This window comes from Streptomyces sp. NPDC097981 (assembly GCF_040302565.1).
Taxonomy (GTDB): domain Bacteria; phylum Actinomycetota; class Actinomycetes; order Streptomycetales; family Streptomycetaceae; genus Streptomyces.
In genome coordinates this window covers 1-21253 of record NZ_JBEORW010000027.1, presented here as the reverse complement: position 1 = coordinate 21253, position 21253 = coordinate 1, and the positions used below count along the sequence as shown (strand labels likewise).

The window sequence follows — 21253 nt, the reverse complement described above, 5'->3', positions numbered from 1 at the left end:
GCTCAGGCCGCTCGCGGGCCGTTCCTTTCGACAGTGGGGACCGGTAGCGGCGCGGCCGGTCCGGGGGTGCCGGAGCCCATGGCGGCCGCCACTGCGGACACGAGTGCGCCGCTGCGGTCGCGCAGCACGAGGAGCCGCCGGGCGAGCCCGTCGAGGGTGCCCCGGCTGCGGGCCGCGCGCAGGATGCCGGCCATGCCGGTGTACGTGGCACCGGCGGGCCCGGCGCCGTCCTGGCGGGGCTCGTGCGGCAGGACCACGGCGTCGGAGTTCGGCGCCGGGGGCCCGGGCGGGGACGAGGACGGAGACGGGGACGGAGACGGGGACGGGGGAGGCGACGCCGCGGGCCCGGCCGGCGGTACGGGGCCGACGGCGTTCTGCAGGATCTTCGCCAGGGCGAACCGCAGCTCGGGCTGCTCCGCGAGCACACGGCCGATCGTCTCGGCGAGCGCGTCCAGGGCCGCGTCGTCGGCGTCCGGCAGTCCCACGACGTCCAGGGTGTGACCGAGCGCGGCCGGATCCTGCCGGGAGACCTCGGCCGCGACGGCCCGGACCAGGACGGGCTGCTCGGCCAGCGCCTCGTCGGGCAGCTGCCGCAGCCGCCGGGCCAGACGCCGGTCGGTCTCGAAGTCCCCTTCGGGCGAGACGGCGAGCCGGGCCCGGGCCAGCATGGCGCCCATCGCGTCGAAGTCGCGGCCCAGGCCGGTCGCGATGTCCTCCGCCTCCACGAGGTCACGCTCGGCTTCCTGTACGTCGCCGTCCTCCTGCGCGAGGTGCGCGGAGAGCAGCAGCAGGTCCAGCTGCGCATCGGCGTCGCCCGCCTCCTCCGCCCGGCCGACGGCCTCCTGCGCCGTGGTCCTGGCCTCCGCGCGCCGTCCGCTGCGGGCCAGGGTCTCGACGAGCAGCGGGTGGAGGGGGCTGCCCGGTGTCCAGGGGCGGCGCTCGGTGAGCCGGGCCGCGGCCTGGTCGGTGTAGCCCTGGGCGAGCAGGTTCTCGACCTCCCGTGCGGCGATCCGCTCCCAGTCCTCCTGGTCGGCGTCGCGCATCACCTGGTCCGGGGTGTGCCCGCCGAGGCGGCCGGTCAGGAAGGCGGCCGACCGGGGCGCCATGTCCTGGTCCGCCCGGTCGAGGTAGCGCTCGACGCCGGGCAGCCAGCGCTGTTCCACGGAGCGGGGGTTCTCGTTCAGCCGCAGCCGGTGGTAGATCTCCTCGGCGCGGGCCTCCAGCCCGTCGCGGGCCGCGTAGTACTCGACCGCGCGCCGGCCGACGCTGTGCATCATGTCGGTGCGCGCGGTGTCCGACAGGCGCAGCATGATGGCCCGCAGGTCGGAGCGGTGCCGCAGGGCACCCGGGCCGGCCGGCTCCATCAGGTCGAGCCGGGCCAGCTGCCCGAAGAGCTGTCCTGCCCGCTCCGGGGAGTCCACGCCCAGACCGCACGCCGCGGCGAGGACGTCCCGGATCAGCTCGGGGGTGACGGTCCGAAGCGCCAGGCCCGCCTGGGCGAGCACGCGGACCTGCTGGTCGGCGATGTGCTTGAGGATGCGGTCGTACAGGATGCCCTGGATGAGCATCTGGTCGACCGTGCGGTAGAAGTACCGGCGCCGGGCGGGCAGGCTCTCGACGAGCTCGCTCGGCGAGCCCTCCTCCCGGCGGGAGAGCACGGCCGCGTGCGCAGCCAGCTTCAGGCTGAGCGGGTGGCCGCCGACCCGCTCGGCCAGGGCCCGGGCCAAGCCCTCGTCCTCGACCCCGCAGGACATCAGGAGGTCCACGGCGGCGTCCGGTTCGAGGTCGCCGAGCGCGATCGTCTTCAGCTCGACGGCCCGTGCCGGGTGGTTCACGCTGGCCCGTCCGGCGACGATGAACCGCAGGCGCGGATACACCTCCTGGAGGGCCACCCACATGGCCCACATCCGGCCGAGCACGGGGTTCGCGCGGTACTGGGCCTCCTCGAAGGAATCGATGACGATGACCAGTGGCGGGTCGCCGCCGTCACCGCCGCCCGCGTCCTCCAGCGCCCCGACGAGGCATGCGGCGACCCGCCGGATGAGGTCCGTCTCGCGGGCGCGCGCCGTGGTGTGGAACCGCTCCGCGGCTCCGCGCCCGGCTCCCGAGCGGGTCGTGGAGAGCTGGTACAGCTCGTCGATGGTGTTCTGCTCCTCCCGCTGGGTGCGGGCGGTCGTCTCGCACTCGCCGGCCAGCGCGTCGAACGCGGCGCGGCGCTCGGGGTACTGGACGCCGAGCTGCCGGGCGATCTCGGCGACCAGGGTGACGGGCTCGTGGACCGAGAGCGTGGGCCGCTCGAAGTCGACGTAGGCGAAGGGGAAGCCGAAGGGGACGTCGACGAGGAACTTGGCGAGCAGCGTGCTCTTCCCCATGCCGCCCGGCCCGTGGATCAGCAGGGGTGGCTCCTTGACCGGGCCGGCCCCGTCGGCGGGGTCCAGGCCCTGCAGCTCCGGCTGCGGGGCGTCGGCCGGGCCGTCCGCGGGCAGTCCGGTGTACGCGCGCAGCTGCTCCAGCTCGGCGGTGCGCCCGCAGAACCGGCCTTGGACCAGGCGTTCGAACGGCTGGCGCAGCCGGGCGCGCTCCAGCAGCTGCTGGATGTGCTCGGGGTCGGGAACGTCGCGCGCGTGCGGGATCTGCCGGAGCCAGAGCACCGCCTGGAGGATGTCGGCGAGCCCGTCGACGTCCTGCTCCCCCGGCGCGGGCGGCGTGCCGCAGAGGTAGGCGAGCGCGAACCGTTCCGGTCCGGGGCCCTCGGGGACCTGGCCGAGGTTGGCCTCCAGGCCCAGGCGGGCGGCCTCGGGGCCGGCCATGCCGCGCAGTGCCGCCTCACGGACCTCGTTCCTGAGGACCCAGCTGGTACGGGGCTGCATGGCGAGGGTCGTGCAGTCGTGGACGAGTTCCAGTGCCGCCCTGCCGCCGGCCGCCGCCTCTCCGGGGAGCCGCAGCTGCGTGGGGTCGAACCCGGTGAGCAGGCTCGCGGCCTCCCGGTACGCGCTGCGGCTGTCCGGGACGGCCGGCGCGGGCCCGGGCGCCGCGGCGAGCAGTTCCCCGCGCAGCCGCCCGGCGAAGTCCTCACCGGGCTGCAACGAGCCGTGGACGCGGATGGTCTCCTCGGCCGCCGTGCAGATCTTCCGCATGTAGCTGTCGTCCCCCGGGCCCCGCGCCGCGTCGAGGACCGTCGAGACGGCCACGTCGGCCAGCGCCTCGATCTCGGCCGTGTCCCGCGGCACGGGCCCGGGCGCGTCCGCGAAGAACGTCCGGAAGAACGTGCGCAGATCGTCGGGGCCGGCGACCCGCGCGGTGTCCCGGCACTCGTTCTTGCGGATGTCGTGCGGCAGCTGGCGCACCGTCGGCGCGTAGCCGAGCAGCACAAGCCGGGGCGCGGTCTCCTCATGCACCGGGGCGTACTCGTAGACGGCCAGGGCGAGCAGGCCGATGCAGTCCCAGACGTCGGAGTTGACGTCGAGCTTGTCGCAGTCGTCGAGGACGAGCCAGAACTGCTCCTCCGCTGCCGTGGCACGGCTGACGATCCGGTGGACGGCATCGTCGAGCCATGACAGTGGATCGTTCAACTGTGCCGTGTTCAACGACGAGATGTCCTCGTCCCAGACCTCGACGTACTCGGCCAGCCGCCGGACCAGCTGCGCGGCGGTCGACGTCCGCGACAGCGTCACCCGCACCGGGCGGAACCCGCAGTGCTGGCCGAGGTGGCGGATCAGGTTGTACGTGTACGAGCGCCCGCTGTCGGCCTCGCCGTCGACCACCAGCACGGTCTTCTCGGGGTCGGCGACGAATTCCCGCAGGCGCGCGCGGAGGCCGGCGCGGTCGATGAAGACCTCGGTGCCGTTCTTGAGCACGCCGGCCATGAAGTGGTCCTGGACGGAGGAGTGCACCGTCTCGTCCTCCAGCAGCCGGGCCCGGAACCGCACGGCCTCCGCGCCGGCCGGCAGGGAGCCCAGCTCGTCGAGGCTGACCAGGACGTCGAGCAGGCGGAGCTGCGCCGCGATGTCCTTGCGCGAGGCACGGACCAGCGTGGTGGCGTTCTCCGACGGCCTGTGGGTCAGCGGCAGGTCGCCGATGAACTCCGGGGGGAACCCGTGCTGGGCGAGCCTGTCCTGCGGGTCCGGGGTGTCGAGGAAAAAGTCACGCACCCAGGTGGTGACGAGGCCCCATTCCGTATCGGTGAGCGGCATACCGCACCTACCTGGCCGCCCCTGGAGGGCAGCAGACGGACTGATTGCTATCTGTCATCGTTTCACTCGGTCTGTCCGGCGGCAAGGCAGCCGACCGCCGGGCGGCAGGGGGGGCGAGCCGCCGCGGCACGCCGGCCGGCATTGCTCCGGCCGCCGCGCCCGATCGGGCGGCCCTGCGCGGCATGCGGTTGGGCGGGCCGTCCGCCGCGGCATCCATGCCCGAGGCATCACCCCATCCGGCGCTGTCGTGCCCACCGCATCCCAGGAGGACCCCATGCCCGCAGGCCTGTCCATCCACGTAGGACTCAACAACGTCGACCCCCGCAAGTACGACGGCTGGGACGGACAGCTCGTGGCGTGCGAGAACGACGCCCGCGACATGGCGGAACTGGCCCGGGCCGCCGGGTTCGGCGACACCGTGATCCTGACGAAGGACGCCACCGTGGACACGGTCACGACCGCCCTGCGCAAGGCGGCCGGGGAACTCCGGGGCGGCGACATCCTGCTCTTCACCTACTCGGGCCACGGCGGGCAGATGCCCGACACGGACGGCGACGAGCCGGACGAGCTCGACGAGACCCTCGTGTTCTTCGACCGCCAGTTCCTCGACGACGAGCTCCACCGGGAACTGCAGCGGTTCGACAAGGGCGTCCGGGTCGTCACGCTCCTCGACTGCTGCCACAGCGGCACCTCCATCGAGATGATCGACGACCCTGCGCCGGGGGAGGCGGTCCGGCTCATGCCGGTGCTCAAGCAGCAGCAGATCTTCGAGCGGGACAAGGCATTCTTCCAGAAGCTCCAGCGCGAGCTGAGGAGTACGAACGGCAACGGCGCGGAACCCGGCGTCGTGCTCATCTCGGCCTGCCAGGACGACCAGGTCGCCATGGACGGCCGCGTCAACGGCAAGTTCACCGAGACGCTGCTCCGGGTCTGGAACGGCGGGGAGTTCAGCGGCGGCTACGAGACGTTCCACCACGACATCAAGAAGCGCATGCCCGCCACCCAGGTCCCGAACTTCTTCACCACGGGCAGCCCCGACGCCGGGTTCCTCGGCCAGAAGCCCTTCACGATCTGAGCCGGTGGCCGGAGTTCGGGAATGCGGGTGACCTCGGGCGCGGTCCGTCGTTGAACAGGGCGGTCAAGCGAAGTGCACCAGCGAAGTCCCGGGCCTCCCCGCGAGGCCCGGGACTTCGTGTGCGAACACCCGCGCCCCGGGCGGCCGCCTGCCGGCTCAGATGAGGCCGTTGTCCCTGGCGTAGAGGGCGGCCTGGGTGCGGTCGCGCAGCCCCAGCCGGCTCAGGACCCGGGAGATGTGGTTCTTGACCGTGCCCTCGCTGAGGTAGAGGCGGGAGGCGATCTCCTTGTTCGTGGCGCCTGCCGAGATGAGGTGGAGGACTTCCGTCTCCCGGGGCGTGAGCAGTTCGGGGGCCGGGAGCCCGGCTGCCAGATGGGCGATGACCGTCTGGTCGAACTGGGCCACCCCCGCGTGGGCGAGACGCACGGCCCGCGCCAGCTCGGCGGCGGGCAGGTTCTTCAGGAGGTAACCGACCGCGCCGGCCTTCAGCGCCCGGGTGACGTACTCGTCGTCGTTGAACGTCGTCAGCATCACGATCTTGCACGTGGGCAGGCTGCGGCGGAGCAGCGCGGTGGCGGCCACGCCGTCGATCCCGGGCATCCGGACGTCCATCAGCACCACGTCGGGGCGGCAGGCCGGGGCCTTTTCGGCGGCCTCGGCGCCGTCGCGCGCGCTGCCCGCCACCTCGATGCCCGGCTGGATGCCGAGGAGTGCGGTGATGCCCTCCCTCACGAGGTCCTGGTCGTCGACGACGAAGACCCGCACGTCCGCATTCCCGCTCCCGTCCGCATTCCCGCTCCCGTTCTCGTTCCCGCTCCCGCTCTCGTTCCCGTTCTCGTTCCCGTTGCCGTTGCCGTTGCCGTTGCCGTTGCCGTTGCCGTTGCCGTTGCCGTTGCCGATCACCATGGGACCCCGACCGTGAGGACCGTGCCGCCGGCCGAGCTGTCGACAGCCACGGTTCCCTCGGCGAGGCGGACCCGCTCGCGCAGTCCCGTCAGCCCGAAGCCCTCGTCGGCCCCATCGAACCCGGTGCCGTTGTCGATCACTTGGAGGCGGGCTCCGCGCTCGTCGTAGGCGACGTGCACCCCGATCTCGGTGGCGCCGGAATGCCGGCACGCGTTGGTCAGCCCCTCCTGCGCGGCCCGGTACAGCACCAGCAGCGGCCTGCGCTCGGCGCCCGACATCTCCAGGGTGATGCGGCGGCTCCCGCCGTCCAGGTGGTGCACGAGGTCGGCGAGCGCGCGGGAGAGGCCGACCGGTTCGGACTCCGACTCGGGACCCAGGGTGCGCACGGAGGCCCGTACCTCGTCCAGGGCGCGGTTCGCCGACCAGCGGGCATGCGACACCGCCTGCGCCGAACCCTGCGGATCGAGCGAGGCGAACGCCTCGGCCTTCTCCAACTGGATCCCGATCGCGGTCAGATGGTGGCCGAGGCTGTCGTGGATCTCGCGGGCCAGCCGGTTGCGTTCCCGGGCCGCGGACAGCTCGGCGACCTCGGCGAGGGTGCCCTCCAGCCGGGCGCGTGCCTGCTGCTCGCGGACGGCCACCGCGGCCATCGCGACGGCCAGGACGACCCCCAGGGCGAACATCAGCAGGTCCGAGATGTACTCGGCCCGTACCTGCCAGTGCGGCACCCACAGGGTGAACGCGCCTGCCAGCGCCGCCACACAGCCGACGCCGAGCCCGATGGCGACGGTGGATCCGTACGCGAAGAACGCCAGGAACGGCACGAGGACGAACAGCACGCGTGACAGTCCGGACTCGTCGACGGCCGCAACCGCGCAGAGCAGCAGCACCCTGAGGACGAACACCGCACCCGGCGGGATCCGCCGCCCCCGCCACTCCCGCAGTTCACGCCGGTCGAGGGCGGTCAACGCACCGAGCAGGGCCGCGAATGCGGCGGTCCGGGCCCCCGGGCCCGGACCGATCAGGGCGTAGTAGACACCCCCGAGCAGCACGGCGCCATACAGGACGGCAGGTATCCAGGGAACGGGCCGCACCATCGGGCCTCCTCAAGGCTCATGAAGGCCCGAAGGCTCTCTCTCCCGGCAGCGTACGCGGCTCGCGCCGCGATCCCGCATCCGCGCGAGGAACCGGCGCAAGGTGTGGCCGAAGGTCATGTGACCTCCGGCCACAGCCGATCGGGCCGTCTCTCACTTACCCACGATGACCTGCGCTTTCCAGAATTCGAGGCATCACATCCCCCATCGAGAAGAGGGCGTCGTGCTCCACCGTCTCGCCATCGCACCACTGCTGCTCGCGACCGCCCTGACCGTGCCCGCGGGCACCGCCCACGGGGACCGCTGCTCGGGCGTCCGGGTCCCGGGATCCGAGTACTCGGTCTCCACCTGCCTGGCCGACCTGACGACCACGGGAACCACGAAGACAGGGCACACCGACGAGGAGGACTGGAAGGGACTGGTGGCGGAGAACACCGTCACACCGTCCGGGGTCCCCGGGGTCCAGATCGACGGCTACTTCCCCGACACCTCCACCACCAACACCGACCACGGCTGGAACCACGACAGCCAGTTCGTCATCCGGCTGCCCAAGAACTGGAACGGCGGGCTCGTGGTGGCCGGCCCGCCCGGGACCCGGAAGCAGTACGCCAACGACCAGATCATCAGCGACCAGGTGCTCGCCAAGGGCTATGCCTACGCCGCCACCGACAAGGGCAACACCGGCGACGAGCTCTACAAGGACGGCGACCGCCTCGGCGACGCGATCATGGAATGGCACCGCCGGGTCACCGAGCTCACCGTGGCGGCGAAGAAGGTCACCGACCGGCACTACGGGCGCCCGCCGCGCGCCACGTACGCCGCCGGGCTCTCCGCAGGCGGATACCTCGTCCGCTGGCAGCTCGAACACCACCCCGAGCTCTACACGGGCGGCATCGACTGGAACGCCCTCACCTTCACCAAGGAGGGCAGCCTGCTCACCACGCTCCCGCCGGCGCTGCGCGCGTTCCCCCGGTTCGCCAAGGGCGACCAGGCCGCGCACGACGAGATGATCGCCGCGGGCTATCCGAAGGGTTCCGAGAAGCAGTGGGGCTACCACTACCTCAAGCAGTGGGACCTCCTGCAGCGCGTGGTCCGCGAGGAGGTCGACCCCGGCTACGACGGCGACCGGCAGGGCGGCACCCCGTTCTGCCCGGCGGGAACCGGTCCCAGCTGCGACACGGACTACGACTTCGCCTCGCGCCCGGAGTCGGTGCACCGGGCGGTCGAGCGGATCTCGCTGACCGGTGGCATACAGCGCCCGCTGATCAGCATCCAGGGCACGCTCGACGCGATGACCCCGCCGGCCGCCTTCGGTGACGTGTACGACCGCATGGTCACCGAGGCAGGGCGCGCGCCCCTGCACCGCTACGTCTACGTCCCCGGCGGCACCCACACCGACGGGCTGGTCGCGATCGACAAGGACGCCTACAAGCCGATGCTGCCGTCCTTCGTCGCGGCGTTCGGCGAACTGGAGACCTGGACGCGGCCGACCACCCGCTCCTAGGCCGTCCGGCAGGGCGGCGCGGCGGCGACCGCCTCGGACCCCGGGACACGGAACCTGCTGGTCAGAGGGGACGGCAGCTGACAGACTGAAACGGCTTCAGGTCAACCCAGGAGGACACATGGCACAAGAGTCGGACACCCCGCAGGACGAATCGCCGGCCGAGGAGGCCAAGCGCAAGTTCCGGGAGGCCCTTGAGCGCAACGCCCGCAGCGCCCATGCACAGCAGGCCCACCAGAGCCGGGCGAAGATCCAGGGCACCAGCGGTGGTGCGGGCGGCAAGAACAAGAAGACCCGCCGCAAGACGGGCTGACCGGCCCCGCCCTCCTCCTCGACGCAGTCCCTGCATACCGCAAAGGGGCCGTCTCCGGCTCCCGGAGAGCCGGAGACGGCCCCTTTGCGTACGGCCGGTCCGGGCCGGAGCACTGGGCCACTGGGGTGACACGCGATAACCAAGCGCGCCGATCAAGGGCAAGGGCGACGAGACGGCCTCGCACATCCTCAGCAACATCCCGGTGCTCTCCGCCAATCTCTCCGCCGGCAGCTGAGCGACCCTACCCGACGACCGGCAGGGCCCGTACGCACGACGACGCGTTCGGGCCCTGCCCGGTTTTGCGCAAAACGAATGAAACCTGGTCTAGACCTTGACAGGTCCAGACCAGTTCGCTTCAGTGGCCGTTGTCTCCCCCACGGCAATTCCCCCCACTGAAGGAGCAGTTACGTGATACGTGCGCTTCGCCGCCGCGCCCTCGCCCTGGCCGCCGCCGCGGCCGCCACCTTCGGCCTCGCGGTCGCCCTCCCCGCCTCCCCCGCCTCCGCGGCCGCCGCCTGCGTCACCCCGTGGGCCTCGTCCGCCGTCTACACCAACGGCATGAGCGCCTCGTACGGCGGGCACAACTGGCAGGCCAAGTGGTGGACCCAGGGCGAGACGCCCGGCACCACGGGGCAGTGGGGCGTCTGGTCCGACCTCGGCTCGTGCGGCGGTGGCGGCGGCCAGGACCCCGACCCCGGCACGCCGTCCGGGTTCGTCGTCTCCGAGGCCCAGTTCAACCGGATGTTCCCGAACCGGAACCCCTTCTACACGTACAACGGCCTGGTCTCGGCCCTGTCGGCCTACCCCGCGTTCGCCAACACCGGTGACGACACCGTCAAGCGGCGCGAGGCGGCCGCCTTCCTGGCGAACGTCTCGCACGAGACGGGCGGGCTCGTGTACATCGTCGAGCAGAACACCGCCAACTACCCCCACTACTGCGACGCGAGCCAGCCCTACGGCTGTCCCGCCGGACAGGCCGCCTACTACGGCCGCGGCCCCATCCAGCTCAGCTGGAACTTCAACTACAAGGCCGCCGGCGGCGCCCTCGGCATCAACCTGCTCGCCAACCCGTACCTCGTGGAGCAGGATCCGGCCGTCGCCATGAAAACGGCCCTGTGGTACTGGAACACCCAGAACGGCCCCGGCACGATGACGGCGCACGCCGCCATGGTCAACGGCGCCGGGTTCGGAGAGACGATCCGCTCCATCAACGGCTCGCTGGAGTGCAACGGCGGCAACCCGGCCCAGGTCCAGAGCCGGGTGAACGCGTACCAGAGCTTCACGCAGATCCTCGGCGTGACGCCCGGCGGGAACCTCGGCTGCTGACCCGTCCGGCCGCCGCTCCGCGCCCCCTCAGCGGGTGCGCAGGGCGGTGGCCAGCTGGGCCCGGGAGCGTACGCCGAGCTTCTGGTAGATCCGGGTCAGCCGCGCCTCGACCGTCTTGACGCTGACGAAGAGCTTCGCGGCCGCCTCCTGGTTACTGGCGCCCTCGGCGACGAGCAGGGCGAGGCGGGTCTCGCCCTCCGTCAAAGCGGCCATGACCATGGCGGCGCCGCCCCGGGCGGGGGCCGGCTCCCGGTGCTCCGCGGCGAGTTCCGCCCAGGGCTTGGCACCGGCCTCGGTGAACACGTCGGCCGCCGCCCGCAGTGCGGCGCGGGCGGGCGCCCGCCGGCGGCGGCGCCGTTCCACCCGGGCCAGGGCGAGCAGCGTACGGCCGCGCTCCACCGGGAGCCGGAGCGCGTCGAACCGGTCCGCCGTGGCTCCCAGCAGGTCCACGGCGGCGTCGGCATCGCCTTGCGCGGACAGGCACAGGCCGCGGGCCCGGTCGAGTGCGGCGACCACTGCGGTGCGCCCGAGGCCGAGGGCGACCGTACGGACGGCACCGAGGAGTTCCGCGGCCTCGTCCGGCGCGTCCGCGGCCACGAGCGCCTCGGCCAGCTCTCCGTGCCAGCGCAGGATCGAGGGGTCGACGACCTGCTGAGCCGCTTCCAGTCCGGCGACCCGGCGCAGGGTGGACACGGCCTTCGCGGCCTCGCCCGTCGCCAGTTCGGTCAGGCCCAGTGCGTACAGGCTGCGCGAGAGGAAGACCTGGTCGCGCTCCTCCTCGGAGGCCTGGATGCCGCGCCGGGCGTAGCCGGCGGCGCGCGCGAAGCTGCCGCCCATGGCCTCGGCCATCGCGGCGGCGTACCAGGCGGGACCGGGCGAGAGGCCAGCCTCGATGGTCAGTTCGACGGCACGGCGGGCGTGCGAGGACGCGGCCGCGCACCGGCCGCGCCGCAGTTCGACCTCGGTGAGGCTGCGCAGGACCTCGAAGACGTCCTCCGCGGATCCGGTGCGCCGGACGGCGGGCAGCAGGACGAGCAGCTGGTGCCGGGCGTCGGCGAGGCGGTCGTCGAACAGGGCGTGCCGGACGGCGAGGTACTGCGGCGCGTTGCGCATGCCGAGCGGCACTTCGGGGGCGGGCAGGGCCAGGGCTTCGGCCAGGATGTCCTCGGCGTCCGGGTCCCCGAGGATGCGGCCCATCCGGGCCCGTACGGTCAGCGCCATGGCCTCGGCGACCTGGTCGCCGCCCAGGGCGGCGAGCCGGCCGGCCTCGGCCGCGGCGTCGCGGGAGCGGACGGGGTCGCCGTCGCTGAGGTTGTACTTCGTGGCGATGCGCAGCTGTACGGCGGCCTGGAGGGCGGGGTCGCCCGCGGCGTCGTCCATGGCGTGCGCGAAGGTCTCGTCGAGGGCGGCGAGGGCCTGTCCGGCGGCGTCGATCACGGCAAGCCGGGCCCGTACCCGGTCGGCAGGCGAGGCATCGCGGGCCAGCACGGCGCGGGTGGCGCGGCGGGCGAGGTCGGCGCGGCCGGCCCAGCCCGCGTCCTCGGCGGCGGCGACGAGACGGGCCAGTTCGTCCCCGGGCCGGTTGACGGGCGTACGTTCGGCCGCGAGCAGGCCGAGCTCGGCAGCCAGGGCGCGCTGACCGCGTCTACGGCAGGCCGCGGCGGCCTCGGAGATCTCGGCCGCGAGCCATTCGTCGGGGGTGTCCACGGCCAGGGCGCGGTGGCGTACGGCCTGGACGGGGTCGTCGACGGCGGCGGCGAGCGCGGCGTGTCCGGCGGTGCGTTCCGGCCAGCCGGCGTCGGCGGCCAGGGCCATGGGCAGGGCTCCGGCGGTGAACGCGACCACGCCGTCCTCCCCCACGGTGACCAGCGCGGCCCGCTCCGCCTCGGCGAGCTCGGCCTCGGCGTCGGGGCGTCCGGCCCGGCGCAGCAGGGCGGTCGTCGGGCGGGCCGCGAGGGCGGCGAGCAGCAGGGTGCGGCGGGCCTGGGCGGGGGCCTCGGCGAGGAGCCGGCGGGCGACCTCGCGGGCCTGGCCGGACAGGGGCAGGGCGTCGGCGTGGTGGGCGCTGCCGTCGCGGGCCTCGGCGGCTTCGGCGAGGGAGCGGCCGAGGGCGAGGGCCAGGCGGGGGTTTCCGCCGCTCGCGTGGTGGATGCGTCCGGCGAGGCGGGCGGGGAGGCCGTGGCGTGCGAGGAGTTCGGCCACCTCGTCGGCGCCGAGCGGCGGGACCCGGATCGCGGGGGTGCCGAGGCCGCACAGGGGGCTGCCGACCGGGGCGCCGCCCTGGACGCATTCGGCCACGAGGACGCGTACGCGGGGCGGGGTCAGGCGCAGGGCGAAGCGGAGCAGATCGGTGCTTTCCGCGTCCAGCCACTGGGCGTTGTCGAGGACGAGCAGGACGGGGGTGCGGGCGGCCAGGCTGCGGAGCACCTCGACGACGGCGAGGCGCAGCGCGACGTGGTCGCGGCCGGCGCGGGGCGCGTCGGCCTCGCGGCGCAGGAGGGCGATGGCGGTGCGCTGGGGCCCGGAGAGCCGTTCCAGCGCGGCGCCGGGCACGGAGGCGAGGAGTGCGGCGGCCGAGGCCTCCGGAATCCACTGGTCGGTGGCCTCGGGGGCGAGGCGGAGTACGGTCTCGTGGCGGACCTCGGCCGCCGCTGCGACGGCGGCGACCACCTCGGTCTTGCCCGCGCCGGCGGGTCCCGTCAGGACCGCCCGCCCGTGCGCGGTCAGCGCCCGTTCGACGTCCTTGATCAGTTCACCGTGTCCGACGGTCGTGTCAGCGTTCCCCGTCGCCGCCACCACGCACAGCCACCAGCCTCTCGGTCCCCACTCTGTGCCTCTCCTGTGAGACGCGACAATACGAGGTCGGAAGCCGGGTGCACACGGATTGTGACGCAGAATTCAGTCAGCCGTAATGAAACGGCTGCGGACCTGCCGATACGAGGTGTATCAGCAGGTCCGCGGGGCTCAATGGTTCGTACTATCGGGCCCTCAGAAGCCGAGGCTCCACGAGTCGATGAAGCCGGTGTCGCCGGCCGCGTTGTCGTTGACGCGGAGCTTCCAGGTGCCGTTCGCGACCTCCGAGGAAGCGTCCACGGTGTACTGCTGGTTGATGTTGTCGGTGCTGCCGCCGGCCCGGTTGTGCAGCGTGTAGATGCTGCCGTCGGGGGCCACCAGGTCGACCTTCAGGTCACCGATGTAGGTGTGCACGATGTTCACGTTGACCTTGAGGGCGGCCGGGGCGTTGCCCGCCACTCCGCTGACCGTGATGGGGCTCTCCACGGTCGAGTTGTCGTTGATGTTCACGTTCGTGGTGTTCTCGAAGCCCGGGGCCGGCGGCGCCGTCACGGCGGCGACGGTCGCGGCCGCGTCGGCGAGACCGGCGCCGCAGCCACCGGTGCAGGTGCCGGCGAGCGGGCGGGCGTTGGCCTTGATGGCCGACTCGACCTGCGCCGGGGTCAGCGAGGGCTTGGCGGCGACGACGAGCGCGGCGAGGCCCGCGATGTGCGGGGCGGCCATGCTGGTGCCCTGGTAGGGCTTGTAGATCTCCGCGCCCGGGGTGGTGGCGCCGTTGTTCAGGGTGGAGAGGATGCCGTTCTCGGGCGTGGTGACGGTGCCGGGCGTGTCGGTGGCGCGGCGGGTCTCACCGCCCGGCGCGGCGATGTCGACCTTGCTGCCGTAGTTGGAGTAGAAGGAGCGGTCGCCGGTGCGGTTGGTGGCGGCCACGGAGACCACGTTGTTGCAGCTGGCGGGCGAGAAGCCGGACGCGTCCGCGTTGCTGTTGCCGGCGGCGACCACGACCGTGGTGCCGCGGGCGACGGCCGCGTTGATCGCGTTCTGGTAGGACGCGGTGCAGGCGCCGGAGCCGCCGAGGCTCATGTTGATGACCTTGGCCGGGGTGGCGTTCGCCGGGACGCCCGCGACGGAGCCGCCGGAGGCCCAAGTGATGGCGTCGACGATGTCGGAGGTGGTGCCGCCGCACTTGCCGAGCACGCGGACGGGCTGGATCTTCGCGTTGTACGCGATGCCCGCGACGCCCTTGGCGTTGTTGGTGGCGGCGGCGATGGTGCCCGCGACGTGCGTGCCGTGCCAGGAGGATCCGCTGGCCGGGGAGCCGGTGCCGCACTCGCCCGCGGCGCTCCAGTCGCCCTGGTCGGAGGGGTCGTTGTCGCGGCCGTTGCCGTCACGGGCGGCGGTCGAGTCGCTGATGAAGTCGTAGCCGGCGACGATGTTCGGGGCCACGTCGGAGTGGGCCACGTAGCCGGTGTCGATCACGGCGACGGTGACGCCGGAGCCGGTGCTCTTGTCCCAGGCCGCCGGAACGTTCATGCCGGCGGTGGGCTCGAAGAGGTCCCACTGCTTGGCGTACTCGGTGTCGTTCGGGGTGGACATCGCGTAGGCGCGGGAGTCCGGCTCGACGTACGCGACGTCCGGGTCGGCACGGAACTGGGCCATCACGTTCGCCGCGTCGGCCGGGGCGGTCGCACCACCCAGGTTGACGAGGGCGGCACCGGTGCCGAGGCGGCGGTCGAACTTCGCCTTCTTGCCGGCCTTCTTGCCCTTGGCGGCCGCGTCGTCCGCGGCGGCCTTGTTGGAACTGGCCTCGGTGGCGGAGGACTTGTAGCCGACGATCAGGTTCTGCACCGGCGCGGCGGCGGGGGAAGCGGGCGCTCCCGCGGCCGGGAGGGTGGAGGCGGCGGCCGGGGCCGGCGCGGGGGTCGAGCCGGTCAGGGCGACGGAAGCGGTGGCGGAGCCGGCGAGGAGGGTGACGGAGATCGCCACCACGGATATGAGCCGGCTTCTCTTTGCGTGCACTGTGTTCCCTTTCGCGTGCCGTTTCCGGGCAGGCCGGAGCGGGCGGTTGGAGCTGTGTGGGAGGTGAACCGGCGGCTACGGGGGCCGGGGACGGGTTGGTCATGCCCGTCCCGGCCACCGCTGCTCGCCGCGTCGTCCCGGCCGCTTCGGCGGGGCAGGGACAACGGCGGTGCGGGCGATCCTTCCCGCCGCACGGCTTCGCACCATGTGGGGTTGGCGCGGGGTCCGTTCGGAGTGGATAAAGATCGCCGGTGGGCAGACAGTAGGCAACGCGGGGATGAACCCGATACCGGGAAAACCCTTGTCGACCCCCCTGACGCCCCCCTGACACCTCCCCCGGACCCTACCTCCCGCCCCCGCCGTACCGACCCCAGGGGTGCCCGGTCCGGCGCGGCCGGATTGCCTGTCGGGACACAGTCGGGCGCTGCCCGTGGGCCAGGCCCTGAGCAGGAAGGTACGAACCCCCCGAACCAGGACAACCGGACAGCCGAAAGGCCGGCCCCGGACTACGGGACCGGCCGAGCGGGAGGGCGCCTGATCAGCGTCGTGCGCGTCGCGGCATCAGCGGGAGGGGCAGACGCGGCCTCCCGATCCGTCCTGGAGGTACGCCGCCCGTTCCTTCCAGAGCAGCACGGTGCTGTCGTCGCTGCCGGTGGCGAGGACGTCCCCATGGGGGCTGAACACCACCGAATACACCGGTCCGTCATGACCAGTGAGCTTTTTTGACATGGCTTGGGTGTGTACATCCCACAGCCGAACAATGCTGTCCGTACTGGCGGTGGCCAGGGTGCCCCCATCGGAGTCGAACGCCATTGCGCCCACCGACATCTCGTCGGTGTCGGCGAGCTTGCCACGGATCTTGTGGGTGGCCACGTCCCACAGCAGCACGGTCGCGTCACGACCACCGGTGGCAAGGGTGCGCCTGTCGGGGCTGAACACCACTGATGCCACTACGTCGGAGTGGCCGGCCAGCTTGGCGCGCTCCGCACCTGTCGCCACGTCCCACAGACGTACGGTGGTGTCGTCGCTGCCGGTGGCGAGGGTACTGCCGTCGGGACTGAACGCCAGCGCGTTCACCCTGCCGGTGTGGCCCTTCAGGATGTGCAGGACCTTGCCCTTGGCCACATCCCACAAGCGCACCGTCTTGTCGTCACCGCCGGTTGCAAGGATCCCGTTCCGGGAGCTGAACGCCACCGCGTTCACCACGTCGGTGTGGCCGTTCAACGGGGCGTGCTTCTGACCGGTGGCCACGTCCCAGAAGCGCACCGTGGTGTCCTTGCTGCCCGTGGCGAGGGTGCGGCCGTCGGGGCTGAACGCCACGGACTGCACCGTGTCGGTGTGCCCGGTGAGAGTGGCACGGGACGTGGCAGTGAGCACATCCCACAAGCGCACCGTGTTGTCGGCACTGCCGGCGGCAAGAGCGCCGCTGTCGGGGCTGAAGGCCAGCGAACCCACCGCGTCGGTGTGGTCGGGCAGTGTGTTGCGGAGCTTGCCGTCTGCCACGTTCCACAGCCCGGCCTTCTTGTCGTCGCTGCCGGTGGCGAGGGTGCGCCCATCGGGACTGAACGCCACCGAAAGGACCACGCCGGTGTGGTCGGTCAGCTCGTGGCGGGTCGTACCGGCCGCCACGTCCCACAGCCTCGCCGTGGTGTCCCAGCTCCCCGTGGCGAGAGTGATCCCGTCGGGGCTGAACGCCACCGACCACACCGTGCCCGTGTGGGCCGGCAGGTGCAGCCGCAGCGGGAGGGCCGCCGCGTTGTGGAGGCCCTCGACGGACTCGGAGGTCGGGCTGGTGCGGTATGCCTGGATTGCGAGCAACGAGGCCACGTCGGGGTTCGTACTGAGGAGTGCGCCGGCCTTCGTGGCGAGCTGTCGTGACGACGCGGCCTCACCCCTGGCGTCGGCTCGCTGCCACTGCCAGATGGCTCCTCCCCCGGCGACGAGCGCGAGGGCGAGCAGCGTGGCCAGGATCATGTTGAGGCGTCTGCTGCGCCGGATGGCGGCCTGCTGGCGCTCCTGGCTCGCGGTGAGGAAGGCTGCGATGTCGCCGGGCAAGTGCCGCTGGTGCGACCATTCCAGGCCTTCCGCGAGCGCTGTTCCCGCAAGCAGGTCTCCGGGGATGCTGCCTTCCACCCAGCGGGCGCGCCGTTCACGGGTGTGCTCGAACCACTCCTGGAAGCGGTGGTCCTGGCTGACCCACTCGCGCAGCGTTCCCCAGTCCTGGATGAGTGCGTCGTGGATCAGCTCGGCGACGGGCGGCCCGGCCGGGGTCTCGGGGTGACCGGGGGTGCGGGGCGTGTGCGTGGTGATGATGCGGTCGTGGGTGAGGGCCGCCAGCACCTGGTCGAAGGCCTCGCCCCCGTCGGGCGGGGCGTTCGGGTCTGCTGCCAGATCGCGCAGTTCGTACAGCGGGACCTGAGCGCGGACGGCAGGGATGTGGTGGGCGACGTCCGCCGGTCGCACCAGGGAGGTCAGGATCCGCCGGGCGATGGGCCGGTGCTCCGGGGGCAGCTGGTTGAGGGCCGTGTCGCAGAACGTGGTCAGGCTGCCGGTGACCCCGCCGATCCGCCGGTACGCCTCATGCGTGAGGTACCCGTCCTGGCGCCTCTGCCACAGCTGGCTGAGCGTCAGCTCCAGCAGGGGCAGCACCGTGACGGGTGCCTGGCGGGTGGCAGCCTCGTCCGGGGTGATGGCCAGGACATCGCTGATGATCTGCTCGGGCAGCCCGTGCTGGAAGCGGGCCCCATGTCCTGCGCGGGCAGGGTGATGATGTCGTGCAGGTCCTGCCGGCTCAGGGCGCCCGGCACGTTGAGCAGACCCGGCATCGCCGCCTCCAGCATGCGCGCCAACGCGGCGAGCTGGGGGTAGAAGTCGTCCCGCATGATCAGGATGACGCTGAGCTCGGCGTGTGATCTGACCGCAGCGGTGATCTGGTTCGTGGCGGCCAGCCGGCGCTCGTGCTGCGGACCGGCGGCGGACTGGGCGAGGAGCTCCTCGAACTGGTCGATGACCAGGACCACGCGCCGGTAGGAGGGTTCGGCCTGCAGTTTGCGGGTGACGGCGGCGGCAATGCCGAGTGTGGTGGCCTCGGGGAGGCCGGCGCGCTCGATCTCGACCAGCAGGTCCTCCCGCGGCCGGGCGAGGACCGGCAGCCACCGGTCGCTTCCCGGCAGTTCACCGGCTGCCAGCGCGGGCAGCACCCCGGCCTCGACGAGGGACGACTTGCCCGAGCCGGAGGGCCCGAGCAGCAAGGTCAGCCGCTGCTGCTGCCCCAGGTTCGCCAGCACCTGCCGCACCGCGTCCTTCCGGCCCTCGAACCACCGGACCTCGTCCGCGGTGAACGCCTCCAGGCCCCGGTACGGGCACACCTCCCGCTCGGCCAGGTCGGGCCACACCCTGCGCAGCACCTGGGTAGGGGTGGCGTAGGCGATGCCCTGCCCCCGCCCGTACCTGTCCGGGGCGATGATCTCGGCGAGCATGCCGATGACCAGCCCGGTCACCTCGTCGAACACCGGACCACCACTGAACCCGGTGGTGAGGTCATTGGCGGCGGTCAACTGGAGGCGTTCGCCCCTGCCGTCGGCGGCAGGCAGCAGGTCACCGGCCTCCCCGTATCCGAAGTGCCCGCCCGCCTGGGCCTGGGCGGGGAACCCGGACAAGTGCACCTCGTGCCCCGGCAGCCTGCCGCGGAGCCCAGCGGCAGTGCCTCGACGTCCGCCGGGGCGCCGTTCAGACGTACGAAGGCCACGTCCTCGTCCTCGGGGCGCGCCACGCCCCCTCCACGACGTGTCCCTCGGCCTGCGGTGCACCCGCCGCGTGCGGGAAGACCAGCCGTAGGCTCGCGCCCGGCCCGGAGCCGGCCGCGGTCACGACGTGCGCACAAGTGGCCAGGACGTCCTCGGCGACCAGGAAGCCCGCGCCGGCCACCTGTCCGTCGGATCCCAGGATCCGGGCCACGGCGGGCGGCAGTGCCGGCGTGCCGTCGCCCACCCGGCTCCGGGTGGCGCCGCCCACCGGATCAGCCCTCGCTCTCGTGCGGGGCCGGGGGGTCGGGGTCCTTCCGCGTCCACGTCATGGTCACGTTCAAGTGGCACTGGGCGCCGGTCTTGGTGATCACGGCCCCGGCCTCGACCGCGAGGTCGACGCCGAACCCGACGACGATCTGGTCGGGCCGGGCCTTGCGCAGCTGTTCGAGCGTGATGCGCGCCGCCTCCGTGACCGGTACCAGAGCCTCTTGCAGAGTTTCGGGCAGGTCGTGGATGGCCTCGCTGAGGCGGCCGGCCTTCACGGGCCCCTCCAGCCCGGCCGGGGCCTCGATCAGGAGACTGCCCCCGCTGTCCAACGGGATCCGTGCCAGAGGTGCCACGACTCCTCCTCCGCCTGACGAACGCGCCGCAGCCGCCGGTCCCGCGGAAGACGGACGTCGAAGTGCCCGCAGCCGGTGCAACACCGCGTGGGACCGGAGCCGCCCGACCACGAGCGGGTGGGCGGTGGGCCTGGTACCGGCGCATGCGGTCGACGCTCGCGTACGGGCCCTCTACGGGTCGTAACCATCATGGGCACATGCATCACGTGCCGCATCCCGGGACGTGCCGTCCCAGGTCGCAGGCCGTTCGGAGCGGCTACCGCCCGGAGCCGCTACTGCGGCGGGGAGCCGTGGTGGCTGCGGAAGTACGTCCAGCTCGTCTCGTTGGGTTCGGACCACTTCTCCGGGGCGTGCGCGAATTCGGGGTGGCGGGCCGCGATGTGGGCGCGGGTGCGTTCGGGGACCTCGGCGTAGGAGCCGAGCTTGCGGCCCCGGCAGTGGAAGGTGAGGCCGCCCGGGCGCTGCCCCTGCTCCATCCACGGGAGCCACGGGGACATCCGCATCCAGGACATGGTGCACGGGACGCTCGGCTCGTCGGTGGTGAGCACCGTGCCCGGCGCGAAGAACTGGAAGAGCTCCAAGGCCCGGTACGTGTCGTCGGCGGAGTTCAGCGGGTACTGCGCGACCGGCAACGGCGACGGGTAGGCGAGGGGGATCTCCAGGCTGAAGCAGACCTGGTCCCCGAGTTCGGTCAGGGGGACCGGGAAGGGCCGCAGCCTCAGGTTGGCCGGATCGTTCCAGATGTGGACCACCGGTTTGCCCTCCCAGGTGTCCAGGATCTCCCGGGACCGCGGGTCCAGGTAGAACGCCGCTTCCCGGGTGAGCAGTTGGAAGCCGCCGCCCTCGCCGTCCTCGACGAGGCGGGCCACGTTGAGGCCTTCGAAGCCGAAGAGGTGCCGGTAGGGCTCCTCCGGGGCCCAGGAGTAGACGTCCCCGGACCACCAGAAGGTCACCTCGCGGCCGTCGAGCGAGGCGCGGGTGCGGGCGAACGCGTGCAGGAGCTCAGCGGGTGTCATGCCGGGTACTGTGGACGGTCCTGCACCGGCTCTGCAAGCACCCGGGCGGCGCCCTGGCCGACATGTGGATGGAAGGTTGACGCTGCGGCGTGCAGCGGCAACCGTGACCCGCATGAAGAACGATCGCCGACTGCTCACGCTGCTCGTCTGCCTGGTGCTCGGCATCGGGCTGACGGCCGCCGTGCTGGGCGCCGCCCGGGTGGCACGTCCCGACGGGGCGTCGCATTCCGGGGTGAACGCCGGTGACTACGTGGACATACGGGATGTACCGTCCGGTCCCGCGGATCCGTCGGCCGGGCCCGACGCCTCGACGGGCACCATGACGGTGGACTGCGGGCGCAACGAGGAGCGCCACTACAACGAGGACAACCTGGTGGTCTCGCCGGGGCTGCGCTCGGGCGCCCACCACACCCACGCGTACGTGGGGAACCTGTCCACGAACGCGATGTCGACCGACGCCTCTCTGGCCGCCGCCGCGACCAGTTGCCGCGGCGGGGACCGGTCCACGTACTACTGGCCGGTCCTGCGCCGGCCGGACCGGCCGGCTTCCAGGGCGGGCGGCCACCCGCACGAAGGCCCGGCGGGGCACGGCAACTCGGGCGAGATCGTGCCCGAGGCGGCGGTCTCCGTGGAGTTCCGCGGCAGCCCGGT

13 protein-coding genes and 2 pseudogenes are annotated in these 21253 nt (G+C 72.6%); 5 read left to right on the top strand and 10 right to left on the bottom strand.

Going from position 1 to position 21253, the window contains the following annotated elements:
• Positions 1 to 2: 2 nt before the first annotated feature.
• Entirely contained in the window at positions 3 to 4193 is a 4191-nt protein-coding gene (locus tag ABTY04_RS24820) for a hypothetical protein (protein ID WP_352215581.1), read from the bottom strand.
• A gap of 274 nt (positions 4194 to 4467) precedes the next feature.
• Here ABTY04_RS24820 and ABTY04_RS24815 point away from each other — a divergent pair, with 274 nt between their 5' ends.
• Positions 4468 to 5268, top strand: a complete 801-nt coding sequence (locus tag ABTY04_RS24815) for a caspase family protein (RefSeq protein ID WP_352215580.1) — start codon at positions 4468 to 4470, stop codon at positions 5266 to 5268.
• Positions 5269 to 5424: 156 nt separating this feature from the next.
• On the opposite strand, the gene ABTY04_RS24810 is transcribed toward ABTY04_RS24815, so the two are convergent.
• Positions 5425 to 6174, bottom strand: a complete 750-nt coding sequence (locus ABTY04_RS24810) for a response regulator transcription factor (protein WP_352215579.1) — start codon at positions 6172 to 6174, stop codon at positions 5425 to 5427.
• Positions 6168 to 7271, bottom strand: a complete 1104-nt coding sequence (locus ABTY04_RS24805; protein WP_352215578.1) for a sensor histidine kinase — start codon at positions 7269 to 7271, stop codon at positions 6168 to 6170. Before ABTY04_RS24805 ends, ABTY04_RS24810 begins: the two co-directional genes overlap by 7 nt.
• Before the next feature lie 220 nt (positions 7272 to 7491).
• Here ABTY04_RS24805 and ABTY04_RS24800 point away from each other — a divergent pair, with 220 nt between their 5' ends.
• From ABTY04_RS24800 to ABTY04_RS24790, 3 genes are all read left to right on the top strand, one after another.
• Positions 7492 to 8772, top strand: a complete 1281-nt coding sequence (locus ABTY04_RS24800) for a tannase/feruloyl esterase family alpha/beta hydrolase (protein WP_352215577.1) — start codon at positions 7492 to 7494, stop codon at positions 8770 to 8772.
• A 118-nt stretch (positions 8773 to 8890) separates the two neighbouring features.
• On the top strand, positions 8891 to 9082 hold the full coding sequence (locus ABTY04_RS24795; protein ID WP_352215576.1) for a DUF5302 domain-containing protein: 192 nt from the start codon (positions 8891 to 8893) through the stop codon (positions 9080 to 9082).
• Positions 9083 to 9490: 408 nt separating this feature from the next.
• Positions 9491 to 10408, top strand: coding sequence for a glycoside hydrolase family 19 protein (locus tag ABTY04_RS24790; RefSeq protein WP_502996712.1), 918 nt, complete (start codon positions 9491 to 9493; stop codon positions 10406 to 10408).
• A 27-nt stretch (positions 10409 to 10435) separates the two neighbouring features.
• On the opposite strand, the gene ABTY04_RS24785 is transcribed toward ABTY04_RS24790, so the two are convergent.
• From ABTY04_RS24785 to ABTY04_RS24755, 7 genes and pseudogenes are all read right to left on the bottom strand, one after another.
• Positions 10436 to 13207, bottom strand: coding sequence for an AAA family ATPase (locus tag ABTY04_RS24785; RefSeq protein ID WP_352215575.1), 2772 nt, complete (start codon positions 13205 to 13207; stop codon positions 10436 to 10438).
• A 189-nt stretch (positions 13208 to 13396) separates the two neighbouring features.
• Complete coding sequence (locus ABTY04_RS24780; protein ID WP_352215574.1) at positions 13397 to 15220, bottom strand: S8 family peptidase; 1824 nt, start codon at positions 15218 to 15220, stop codon at positions 13397 to 13399.
• A gap of 561 nt (positions 15221 to 15781) precedes the next feature.
• The gene (locus ABTY04_RS24775; protein ID WP_352215657.1) at positions 15782 to 17194 is read right to left on the bottom strand and encodes a WD40 repeat domain-containing protein; all 1413 of its coding nucleotides are present in this window, start codon (positions 17192 to 17194) and stop codon (positions 15782 to 15784) included.
• Between the two features lie 213 nt (positions 17195 to 17407).
• Positions 17408 to 18699, bottom strand: a pseudogene (locus tag ABTY04_RS24770) (nSTAND1 domain-containing NTPase); the annotation flags it as partial.
• Between the two features lie 250 nt (positions 18700 to 18949).
• The gene (locus tag ABTY04_RS24765) at positions 18950 to 19234 is read right to left on the bottom strand and encodes a trypsin-like serine peptidase (RefSeq protein WP_352215573.1); all 285 of its coding nucleotides are present in this window, start codon (positions 19232 to 19234) and stop codon (positions 18950 to 18952) included.
• Between the two features lie 4 nt (positions 19235 to 19238).
• Positions 19239 to 19586, bottom strand: coding sequence for a CU044_2847 family protein (locus ABTY04_RS24760; protein ID WP_352215572.1), 348 nt, complete (start codon positions 19584 to 19586; stop codon positions 19239 to 19241).
• Positions 19587 to 19858: 272 nt separating this feature from the next.
• Positions 19859 to 20602 carry a DUF1838 family protein gene (locus ABTY04_RS24755; RefSeq protein ID WP_352215571.1) on the bottom strand — a complete coding sequence of 248 codons (744 nt, stop codon included), beginning with the start codon at positions 20600 to 20602 and terminating at the stop codon, positions 19859 to 19861.
• Positions 20603 to 20714: 112 nt separating this feature from the next.
• On the opposite strand from ABTY04_RS24755, the pseudogene ABTY04_RS24750 reads away from it, so the two are divergent.
• Positions 20715 to 21253: pseudogene (locus ABTY04_RS24750) on the top strand (DUF1996 domain-containing protein); the annotation flags it as partial.